Raw genomic sequence first — 9,303 nt, forward strand, 5'->3', positions numbered from 1 at the left:
GCCCACCGCACATCCTGCGGGCGGGGCTCCCCCGCATAATACACCACCAGCACATCCCCATTCGGCAGCGCCGTCGCCGACGGCAGGCCAAAGCTCCACACATCCATGCTGGCCAGCATGTCGCCGGTATCGCTGCTCGCTGCCTGCGCCCTGGCATGCGCATAAATCTCGACTTCGCTGTCGGCCGTGAATGGCGCATCGATGCTCTGTGCCACCCGAGCGCGGATCGATTGCGAGCCGAAGCGATCGACCCAGGCCAGCACCACCCGGCCATCGGCCAGTACCGCCGGCCGCGCCGCCTGGTCGGCAAAGCCGAGATCTTCGGCCGCACTCCAGCTTGTCCCGCCATCGGCGCTGATCCGGCGGTGGATGTTGAGGTAGCTGGCCGTCGTGGTGTCATAGGTCCAGGCGAACGAGCCGACCCGGCCATCCGGCGCCACCGCGCAGCGGAGGTCCCAGTTGAAGATGCGGCCCGTCGGATCCTCGGCCACCGTCACCGGTCCGCTCCAGCTCTGGCCCTCGTCGGCGGAATGAAAGAACACCGCCCGCTGCAGCCATTTTGAACGATCGAGATAGCTCTTGTTGGTCTCGATGCTCATCGCCAGCCGCCCGTCGGCTAGCCGCATCAGCGGGCTGGTGAGGCTGGCGGGGCCGATCTCCTGGGGCATCGGCACCGCGCGCCAGGCCGTCCAGCTCGCGCCGTTATCGTCCGACTTGGCGAGGAGGATCACCATCGGCAGGCAACCCTCGGTCTCGGCATTGAACAAGGGCTTCCCGGGATAGGTCGTGCGATCGACCCACATCGCTGCGGCCAGCAGCCGGTTGGGGGCAAGTTCGGTGATGTAGCAGAGCTTTAGCGTACCGCCGGTGCCACGCACCGAGGGAGGCTCGAACGGGTAAGTCGGCGCCGACCAAGTGAGCCCGTTATCATCAGAGCGATAGAAAGCGATCCGCTCCTTGGGCGAATCCTTCTCGTCGCCGGCCCTGAGCGTTGCCAGGAGCGAACCGTCCGCCAGTGCCGTGACCGATGGAAAGGTCAGGTTGGCGCGCGCCGTCCCCGGCTCCGCCTTGCCCAAGAGTCCTGCTGCGATGATTTGCATTGGCCCATCCCCCCTGAGCGGTTCACGATTGAGTGGCACCGGGCGACCGTGACCCGCCCACCGGGTCATTCCCGCGAGAGCGGGAACCTCTGTTTTCTGGCCTGCGGCACCATCCCAAACGGAGTTCCCCGCTTTCGCGGGGATGACACCGCGGGTGGTGCAATTCGGCAGTGCCCCTCCGAAGCCGCTGCGCCAAATCCGTCAGGCGGCGCGCCTGAACAGCGTCTCGCCGCCCACCACCGTCGCTTCGATCTCGAGGGTTTTCGGGTCCAGCACCGCAAAATCCGCGAGCTTGCCCACCTCGATCGAGCCGATATCCTTTTCCATCCCCAGTACCCTCGCCGGCACGAGGCTAGTGGCGTGGCCGGTGCGAACGAGGTCGGCCCCGACCAGCTGCACGTAGTTGCGCATCGCCTCGTCCGGGGTCAGCGACGAGCCGCAGAGCCCGCCATTGCGATCGACCACGGCCTTGCCGCGGGCGCTGCGCACCCATTGGCCTGGATAGAACTCGAACTCCATCTCCTCGGCGCCGGCATATTTGTTGGCATCGGTTTCGAGGAACACCCGGTCGACCGGCAGTTGCGCGAGGATCTGCATCAGCTTGGGCGAGACGTGGATGCCGTCGCAGATCAGTCCCAGCGCCAGGCCGGATTCCGCCATCAGCGCGTCGGTGAGCGACAGCACGTGCAGCCCCATATTGCCGGGCTCCGGCTGGCGCATGACGTTGTACATATGGGTCACCGCATCGATGCCCCAGGACACATAGCGCGCCACGTCATCCGGCACCGCCTGGCTGTGGCCGAGGTGGATGCTGACCCCGTGCTGCTTCAGCCGCTTGATGAAGGCTTCGGCGCCCGGCAGTTCCGGCGCCAGGGTCACCGCCTTCAGCCGGCCGTTGCTGGCCGCCAGCATGCGCTCGGCCAGTTCGACGCTCGGCTTTTGCAGGTTGCGCGGGTTATGCGCGCCGGGCGAAGCGAAAACCGGGCCTTCGCTGTGGATGCCGATGGCGCGCGCGCCGGTGGCCGTCCCGGTCTCGGCCGCCAGCCGCGAGAGGGTCGCTTCCATGTCCTCGGGCGGCAGGCAGCTGATCGACGGCAGGAACCCGGTAACGCCGCGCGACAGCAGCAGCGTCGAGTTGTCCGAGACGCAGCCGGGCAGGGCGTCGTTGTAGAGATAGACGTCCATGCCGTGCTGCAAGAGGTCGATAATGCCGGGGAACAGCAGCTTGCCGGTGGCGTCGACATCCTGCCAGTCGGCGCCGGTGGCGGTGTCCCGGCTGACGATGCCGGTGAACCGGCCATTCTCGATCAACAGATCCTGCCCGATTTCTCCGCCCGGGGTCACCAGCGTGGCGTTACGCCATCTTTGCTTCACTTGCAGAATCCATGCTCGTAGTATATTGTCATGATAACCACCTAACATGCGAATTCAAGGGGAAACATGGCGCCTTGAGGCGCCTCTGTGATCGGCAGGGCGGGCGCGGTGCTATATGTCGCCGAAGCAAACTTCGGCAATCACCTGTCACGGGAAGACCTGGCTTGAGTATTGACCTGTCGCCACGCCACCTGCAGCTCAGAGACATGCTGTTCCGGCGCTGGAAAACCAACGGCCTGAAAGCCGGGGACAAGATCGAGTCGCAGAACGAGATCGTGAAGTTCTGCGAATTCTCGCTGATCACCGTGATCAAGACGCTGAAGGACCTCGAAGCCGAGGGGATCATCCGTCGCCAGGTGGGCAAGGGGTCGTTTCTCGTCGAAACGCCGTGGACCGAAGCGCATCATCGCATCGGCTTCTTCTACAACCGCGACATTGTCGGCGGCGGCATCTTCAACAACGAGTTCTACACCAAGCTGGTGGTGGCGCTGGAAAAGGCCGTGGTCTCCGATGGCCACGAGTTCATCCTCGGCAGCTTCACCCACAAGTCGATGCCCACCCATGTCTGGGACGCGCTCGATGTGGTGGTGCTGGCCGGCATCACGCCCGAAACCGAGATCGACAAGCTGCCCGAGACCTCGGCGCAGGTGGCGATCATCGACCTCGTCATCGAGGAGCTGCCCTACCACGCCTATCGCATCGATTTCGAACCGGCCTTCATGGAGATGTTCCGGCAAAACGACGGCAAAAAGCTGAAATACCTCTACCTCAACACCACCATCACCTCGAGCGAACAGGCCTCCCGCCTCGCCAGCATCCGGCGCGCCAACGCTTCGACCGCCACCGAGCAGGAGCTGCGCGTCATCTCGGTGAACCAGGAGACCGGCCAGAACGACACGGCCGAACTCGAGGCGGTATTGAAGAGCTACAAGCCCGACATCGTCTGCGGCTACATGCACCACAGCTGGGTACCGGTGATCGCCGCCAAGGCCACGAAGCCGACCAAGGCTTATCGCTATTCACTCGACAATGACGGCCCGAGCTTCAACGTCGATTCCGCCGCCTGGATGCAGCAGGTGCTGGCCGATATCTACGCCAACCTCGAAGACCGCAAACCCGGCAAGCAGGTGATGAGCATGCCGGCGACGTTTCATCCGTAAGTAAGCGCTGATCTCTCAGTCAGTGCCTTCTCCCCTTGAGGGAGAAGGTGCCCGAAGGGCGGATGAGGGGTATCTCTCCGCGTACTGGATCGCTCCTCGCTTCGCTCGGAGCGCGCTACACTTCGTTGCGCGTACCCCTCATCCGTCGCTACGCGCCACCTTCTCCCTCAAGGGGAGAAGGTAAGGTGGTGGTCGCCGGCGAGTCTTACCCCAACGCCTTATCAAACGCCGCCATCGACTCATCGGCATAGTTCGCCAGCGCGATCACGTCGGCGCCCACCGACAGCAAGTTGTACCCCATATCGACATACTCGCCGATCAGGTCGCGATTGGTGACCGTGGCGGCGATCTTGCCGTACTTGCGCGCCACTTCGGCGACGCGCTTCCGCACCGCCTTGATCTCGTCGTGCTGGATCTCACCCGGGATGCCGCTTGCCACCGAATAGTCGCCGGGGCCGAAGAACAGGCAATCCACCCCGTCCATCTCGGCGATCGCCTCGAGGTGCTCCATCGCTTCCGGATCCTCGATCTGGTAGCAGGCGAAGCGCTCCTCATTGGCGGTCTTCAAATAGTCGAGGAAGCCGACGCGGGTGAACTGCGCATCATTGTTGCCGCCATCGACGGCGCGTTTGCCGAGCGGCGCGAACTTGGTGATGTCGCGCACCTTGCGAGCGTCCTCGGCGTTCATGATGTGCGGCACGATCAGCCCGGTCGCATCCATCTCATAGCCGCGGATGTAGTCGCTGTAGCTGCCGCGCGACACGCGAAGCAGCGTGTCGACGTCATAGAGCTTGGCGGCGCGGATCTGGTGCTCGACCTGCTCCCACGTCGCCGAAGTATGCTCCATGCACAGCCACAGCGCATCGGGCTGCGCTGCGGCGAAGATCTCGGCGATCTTGGCGTCAGAGATATTGAGCTTCAGCACCCGGGCCACCTTGCCCTCGCGGATGGTGCGCAGCACGCGGCTCGGCCGCATGCGGAAGCGCGTCGGGGGCGTCGCGGCGTAGGGCTGCGTCTGGGACAAGGTGATCTCCTCCGGAGGGGTTATTTGGCGGTGTAGCCGCCATCGATTGGGATGTTGGTGCCGGTGACATAGGCCGAAGCGTCCGATGCGAGAAAGACGATGACGCCTTTCAAATCGGTGTCGTTGGCCATGCGGCCCAACTGGGTGCGGGCGCTGTAGGCTTTGACGAACGGCGCCGGCTGGTTGTTGAAGAAACCGCCCGGCGACAGGCAGTTCACCCTGACATTGTCGGCGCCCAAAATGCTCGCCGCCCAGCGGGTGAAGTTGAGCATACCGCCCTTTTCGTAGTGGTAGATCGGCGACGGGTTGGGCGTCATGTCGGTGCCCTCGTAGTTGGCCATCTCGACCCCGACCATGCCCATCATCGAGCCGATATTGATGATGGAGCCGGCTTTCTGCGCCCGCATGTTGCGGCCGAACAGCTCGGTGATCTTGAACAAGGCCGAGGCGTTGACCCGGAGGCTTCTGTCGAACGCGTCGAGATCATGCGCCCACCCATCGAGCGCCGAGCGGGTCACCGCGTTGTTGACCAAAACGTCGCAGCGCCCGGCCCGGGCGATCACCTCGCGGTGCAGCGCTTCGATGGACTCGTCCGACGACAGGTCGAGCGACAGTGCCGTGACGTCGAAGCCGCGCGCCCGCTCTTCGGCCGCCACCACTTCGAGTTTTTCGAGATCGCGCGCTGCGATGAAGGTCTGCGCTCCGGCCTCGGCCAGGGCCGCGACGATCTGCCGGCCATAGAGCCCGGCGCCGCCGGTGACCACGGCGACTTTGCCTTTGAGCGAGAAGCTCTCGAGTACCTGCATGGTTCAGTCCATCTCGCTAAGGAAAACGCGGCGCCCGCCCTGTTCGCGGCTTTCGATGCCGGCGATCACCAGTTGCATCAGTTCGCGCGTCTCCTCCCACGGCACCGGCGGCTTGCCGGTCCGGAGGTAATCGACGAAGCCGACGAGCTGGGTGCGGAACGCGTGATAGGTGTCGGTGAACTTGAGCTGCAGCCCGGCGGCGGTGCCGGCCAACGTCACCATGCCGAAGCCGCCGCCCATATCCCTGGTCACCTGCAGGATGACGTCGATGCCGTCGCGGTGCCGCAGGTGCACGATGTTGGAATTGGCGTCGCCGATGTTCTGCACCGAGACATAGCCCGGTCCGGTGATCGGATAGACCGTCTCCAGCGCATGGATGCCGTAAGCTTCCCACGACTTGGCCATGGTGGCGCTGACATGGCGCAACTGCCCCAGCGCATGCGTGGCGCGGTGATAGGGCACGTACTCCTTGGCGAAGCGCATCGCCGACGAGCTGATCAGCGGCTTGCCCTCGGCCACCCATTTCGAAAAGGTCGCGAGATCGAGCCGGTTATCGCAGAGCGGTTTGTCGATGAACACCGGGATGCCGGCCTCGATGAACGGTCGGGCCCGCTCGACATGCTCGAAACCCTTGTCGGTGGCGACCAGTACGGCATCCACCTCGCCGATTACGTCCTCGGCGCGTTTGGCGATGTTGGGGATATGTGCCACCGCCGCGACCTGTACCGCATCGGCCGGATCGTCCGTCCACACATGCGTCACCTTGGCGCCGGGGATGCCGAGTGTGCCCGGAGGTTGCTTGGCGATGTAATCCTTGATCACCGGGTAGGGGCAGGCCGCCAGCGCCTTGGCGTCGTAACTGCCATTGATGATGATGCTCCAGGAATAGGGGTGCCCGTTGCCTTCCACCATGCCCAGCATGGCGAGACGGATTTCATCCCGGGTGATCGGCAGAACGCTCATCGATAAATTCCCTACCAGGCGGTCCAGCCGCCATCGACATTGAGGCAGTGCCCGGTGATGTAGCTCGCCGCATCGCTCAGGAGGAACGCCGTCGGCCCGGCCATTTCGTCCTGCCGGCCGATCCGGCCCAGCATGGTCTGCCGCGACAGGTTCTGCATGAACTCGGCATTGTCCTGCGTCGCCTGATGCGGGTAGGGGCCGGGCGCCACCGCGTTGACGCGGATACCGGCCGGGCCGAAATGGCCCGCCATGTAGCGCACCATCTGGATCATCCCGGCCTTGCCGGCGCCGTACTCGATCGGGTTGGGGGCCATGTCGCCCGGGTAGTTCGCCGGGTTCGGCGCCACCACGCCATACATCGAGGCATAGAGCACCATCGCGCTGCCGGGCCCCATGTGTTTCGCCGCCTCGCGGGCGAGGAGGAAACTGCCGGTGAGGTTCAGCCGGTTGGTGCGATCGAAATCCGCTGCGGTCAGCTCCTCGAAGCGCTTGCCGGTGGAGCCGAAGGTGGCGTTCACCACGCCATCGAGCTTGCCGAATGTCTTGGCCGCACCGCGCACCGCCGCAAGGATCGAGTCCTCGTCGCCGATGTCGAGCGGCAGCGCCAGCACGCCGCGGGCGAGCGCCTTGAGTTCGGCCTCGGCGATTGCAAGCCGCTCCGGGTTGATGTCGGCCAGCACCACGTTGGCGCCCTGCTGCGCCAGCAGCTTGCTCACCGGCAGCGCCAGGTAACCCGCGCCACCGGCCATCAGCACGGTCTTGCCATCGAAATTGAGCATCAGAGACTCACGATCCGCTTTTCGAGCCAGGATTGCTTGGCGGCGAGCGCCACCCTCAGGTTGTCGCGCGCATCGTCGAGGGTCGCGAGCCAGCAGGGCTTGCCCTCGATCGCATCGAGCATGGCGTCGGCCTGCATGCGGAAGCGCGCCTGATGCGCTTCGGTCGGCACCAACCCCTGCATGAAGTCGCGCTCGTCCTGCCACTTGCCGCTGTCGTCATCGGTGAATTTCAGCGTCGAGTGCTCCAGCATCAGGTTGCCCTTGGTGCCGATGAACTCGAAGCGCGCGATATTGGGCTTTTGGAACTGGTTGATGGTGACGTTCGCCATCGCCCCGCTCTGAAAGCGGATCGAGACGAGGCAGGTGTCCTCGGTATTGGTGCCCTCGAGCACCAGCCGGTCATAGAGGCAGCTGACCTCGGTGGGCTTGCCCATCAGCCAGATCAGCATGTCGAACAGGTGGCTCGCCGCATCGAGAATGGCGCCGCCGCCCATTTCCGGCCGGGCGTAATAGGTGCGCTGGAAATCCGGCCGATATTTTGGGAACTCCTGCGAGGAGTTGAGATAGGCGAGCCGCAGCGTGCCGATCTTGCCGTCGAGGATCTGCTGGCGCAGCGTCACCACTTCGTCGGCGACACGCCGCACATAGCCGACCCGCGCTACGAGGTTTTTCGAGTGGACCAGCGCCAGCGTCTCGTCGACCTCGTCCATCGTCACCGAGAGTGGTTTTTCGACGAGGAAGTTGAGCCCGACCTCGGCGCAGCGCCGCATCAGTGCCACGTGAAAGTTGGCCGGTGCGCAGATCACCGCGAGGTCGAAGCTTTTGAGGTCGGCTTCGCCGATATCGCTATAGGTCTCGGTGATGCCGAACAGCGCCTTGGCTTCGTCGCGGCGCCCGGCGTCCGGCTCGACGATCGCCAGTTGCGCCCGTCCGGTCAGGCTGTAGCCCTTGAGGTGGCGCCGGCCGATGCCGCCGCTCCCCACGATAAGCACCCGCTTCACCGACGACGCCCCCTCACCCGATAACCAAGTATGTTGTTATGCTAACGGCATATTTAGTGCTGTCAATCGCGGCTGAGCGCCATCTGCTGCGCAAAAAGTCGAAAGCCGTTGAGCTCGCAACATGATCCGTGATGCGGAGGTTCCGTCAGACGAACCACAGTCGAACGCACAGTTTGACTCACTTGACTCCCAGAAAAGCATATTATCATGCTAACGGTATATTTAACCGATCAATGCAGGGGGATGCATTCGAATGGCTACAAAACCTAAGGTCCTCGTGACCGGCGCCAGCGGTCTGATTGGCGGCCTCGTCATCCGCGACCTCTCCGACAAATACGAGTTCAGTGGCTTGAGCCGGCGCGTCGTCCCGGGGATCGTCCACACCCAGGCCGAGATCGCCGACCCGGTGGCCATCCGCAAGGCGTCCGAGGGCATGGACATGGTACTGCACCTCGCCGCCGAGACCCATGAGTACGACGACTGGGACAAGGTGATGCAGAACACCATTGGCGGCACCCTCAACATGTTCCGTGCCGCGCAGGAAGCCGGGGTGAAGCGCGTGGTGTTCATGAGCACCGGCAGTACTATGTGTGGCTATGAGTGGTACGAGGGCTCGCCCTACGGCAAGCTCGCCGCCAACCAGCTGCAGGCCCTGCCGCCGGGTGAAAAGCTGCTCGACTACAAGGATCCGCCGCGCCCTGACAGCTTTTATGGTGTCGGCAAGCTGTTCGGCGAGAATACCGGCCGGCTGTTCTCCGATCGCTACGGCATGTCGGTGATCTGCATCCGGCTCGGCGCCGTGCTGCCGAGCGACCAGCCCGAACTCATCCGCCACTATCCCGGCTATCTCTCGCAGGCCGACGCCGTGCAGATGGTCGACAAGTGCCTCGATGCGCCCGAGAGCGTCCGCTTCGACATCTTCGACGCCATCTCCGAGAACAAACGCCGCTGGCGCGACACCTCGCACGCCAAACAGGTCATCGGCTGGCGGCCGACGGGTTCGGCCGACAAGTACGATATCGGCAAGCTGAGCGTCTAAGCGGCCACCGGCCTCTCCATGATCCTCCCCCGCGTGGCGGGGGAGGGGCACCAGCGA

General features: G+C 64.1%; 9 protein-coding genes. 2 read left to right on the top strand and 7 right to left on the bottom strand.

Features of this window, described 5'->3' with window-relative positions; all coding sequences use genetic code 11:
- Positions 1–1,100: sialidase family protein (locus VW23_RS17245; RefSeq protein ID WP_176730425.1), on the bottom strand; the 1,100-nt coding region annotated here is incomplete at its 3' end.
- Positions 1,101–1,301: 201 nt separating this feature from the next.
- Complete coding sequence (locus VW23_RS17250; RefSeq protein ID WP_244513635.1) at positions 1,302–2,474, bottom strand: N-acetylglucosamine-6-phosphate deacetylase; 1,173 nt, start codon at positions 2,472–2,474, stop codon at positions 1,302–1,304.
- Between the two features lie 164 nt (positions 2,475–2,638).
- Between VW23_RS17250 and VW23_RS17255 the strand changes: the two genes are divergently transcribed.
- Positions 2,639–3,634: a GntR family transcriptional regulator gene (locus tag VW23_RS17255; RefSeq protein ID WP_069910786.1), complete on the top strand. Its 996-nt coding sequence runs from the start codon at positions 2,639–2,641 to the stop codon at positions 3,632–3,634.
- Positions 3,635–3,839: 205 nt separating this feature from the next.
- Here VW23_RS17255 and VW23_RS17260 read toward each other — a convergent pair whose 3' ends face one another.
- From VW23_RS17260 to VW23_RS17280, 5 genes are read right to left on the bottom strand one after another with little or no spacing between them, the layout of a single operon-like run.
- Positions 3,840–4,658 carry an HpcH/HpaI aldolase family protein gene (locus tag VW23_RS17260; protein ID WP_201788066.1) on the bottom strand — a complete coding sequence of 273 codons (819 nt, stop codon included), beginning with the start codon at positions 4,656–4,658 and terminating at the stop codon, positions 3,840–3,842.
- A 20-nt stretch (positions 4,659–4,678) separates the two neighbouring features.
- A complete protein-coding gene (locus tag VW23_RS17265; RefSeq protein ID WP_069910787.1) occupies positions 4,679–5,464 on the bottom strand; it encodes an SDR family oxidoreductase in 786 nt (261 codons plus the stop codon).
- Between the two features lie 3 nt (positions 5,465–5,467).
- On the bottom strand, positions 5,468–6,427 hold the full coding sequence (locus VW23_RS17270) for a Gfo/Idh/MocA family oxidoreductase (protein WP_069910788.1): 960 nt from the start codon (positions 6,425–6,427) through the stop codon (positions 5,468–5,470).
- Between the two features lie 11 nt (positions 6,428–6,438).
- Positions 6,439–7,206 (bottom strand): SDR family NAD(P)-dependent oxidoreductase, encoded by a 768-nt coding sequence (locus VW23_RS17275; RefSeq protein WP_069910789.1) that lies wholly within the window; start codon positions 7,204–7,206, stop codon positions 6,439–6,441.
- Positions 7,206–8,207: a Gfo/Idh/MocA family protein gene (locus VW23_RS17280; protein ID WP_069910790.1), complete on the bottom strand. Its 1,002-nt coding sequence runs from the start codon at positions 8,205–8,207 to the stop codon at positions 7,206–7,208. The genes VW23_RS17275 and VW23_RS17280 overlap by 1 nt, the downstream gene beginning before the upstream one ends.
- A gap of 253 nt (positions 8,208–8,460) precedes the next feature.
- On the opposite strand from VW23_RS17280, the gene VW23_RS17285 reads away from it, so the two are divergent.
- Positions 8,461–9,246, top strand: a complete 786-nt coding sequence (locus VW23_RS17285; protein ID WP_084646264.1) for an NAD-dependent epimerase/dehydratase family protein — start codon at positions 8,461–8,463, stop codon at positions 9,244–9,246.
- The last annotated feature ends 57 nt before the right edge of the window (positions 9,247–9,303 follow it).

Source organism: Devosia insulae DS-56 (assembly GCF_000970465.2).
GTDB lineage: Bacteria > Pseudomonadota > Alphaproteobacteria > Rhizobiales > Devosiaceae > Devosia_A > Devosia_A insulae.